Here is a 1,394-nt window from a genome sequence, read left to right as displayed (position 1 = left end):
GAGGCGGGTGGAGGAGAGGGTCTTGGTGGCGGGTACGGCGGTGCGGGCGGAGTCGATGGCGTGGTCGAGTTCGCCCATGCCGAGGTAGGCTTCGGCGGCGCTGATCCGGGTGAGCTGGGCGGAGCGGGAGCGGGCCTGGTCGTAGGCGGGGAGGATGCCTTCGAGGAGTTCGGCGGCCCTGCGGTGCCGGCCGATCAGCGACCAGCAACGCGCGGCCTCGGCCGTGGGCTCCGTGGGGGTATACCAGGCCGCCCACTGGGGCTCCCGGTCGGAAGGGCCCCGGTCGTACACGCGCTCGGCCTCGGTGAGGAGGCGTTCGACTCGCTTGGTCTCATGGGTGTCGGCGGCACCGCTCAGGTTCGCCCGCAGGGCCGTGGCCCAGGCTTCCCTGTTGAGCAGCCAGGCCACCACGCGCGGGGGCGCGTCGGCCCGCCGGGCGGTGTCCAGGGCGGCGCGGGCGAGCAGGATCGCCGGGGACGCCTGGGACAGGTAGAGGGCCTGGTAGCTCATGGCGCTCAGCACCCAGGCCCCGGTCAACGCGTCGCCCGCGATCTTGGCGAACTTGAGCGCCTGGCCGTAGTGGCGCTGGGCCTGACCCTGGTGGCCGAGGTCGAAGGCCGTCCAGCCCGCCAGCCGGGTCATTCCGGCGGCGACCGTCATGAGTCGCGCGCCGACCCGTTCGTCGTATCGGCCGCGTAGCAGCGGGGCCACGGTGGTGTGCAGGTAGTCGATGATCGCCGGTCGTACCAGGCCCGCGCCGAACCGATGGTCCATCTGCGCGAACGCCTGGCGGGCCTCCTCGACGCGCCGGATGTCGGACAGGCCGACCTTTGGGGCGGTCGTGTGCTCATGCATGGCCACGGCGGGTGTGCCGTAGGTCCATCCCGACAGCCACCCGTCCAGCGCGGCGGGCGCGAATGGCAGCGCGGCCAGCATCCGCCGCCGCTCGGGATCCACCTCGCACCTCCACATCCGCCCGGCCACTTCGACGGTATCCGCGACCGACAGGCGGGCGAAGTCCGGGATAGGCCAGATCTCCGTTTCGACCGCTTTACTGGAATAGTCGGTGTCCCCGTCGAGCCAGTGCTCGATCTCGGCCGCTGGTACGTCGAAGACCTGGGCCATCCGGGCCCGGTAGACCGGCCGTACCCCCTGAATCCCGCGCTCCCACCGGCTCCACGTGGTCATCGACACCCACAACGCCTCGGCCGCCTCCTCCTGCGTCATCCCCAGCCGCCGCCGAGCCCGCCGCAACTCCACCCGCTCACCCACCACTCAGCCCTTCTTTGATCGTTGTCATCGGTCGAGTAAGCATGCTCAGGAGCGGAGTTCGTGGCTGAGATAGGCGTGGAATTCGCGGACGTGGATGGTGGTGGTGTGGGGGTGGAGGGTGG

The 1,394-nt window shown here is 70.9% G+C and carries 1 protein-coding gene; it reads right to left on the bottom strand.

The features are described from left to right. Window positions 1-1,275, bottom strand: a 1,275-nt coding sequence (locus C1I98_RS38890) for a helix-turn-helix domain-containing protein (RefSeq protein WP_146607932.1), incomplete at its 3' end; no start/stop codon positions are given. Window positions 1,276-1,394: the final 119 nt, after the last annotated feature.

The sequence above is a fragment of the Spongiactinospora gelatinilytica genome (assembly GCF_003236385.1).
Taxonomy (GTDB): Bacteria; Actinomycetota; Actinomycetes; order Streptosporangiales; family Streptosporangiaceae; genus Spongiactinospora; species Spongiactinospora gelatinilytica.
This window is presented reverse-complemented; position numbering and strand designations above follow the sequence as displayed.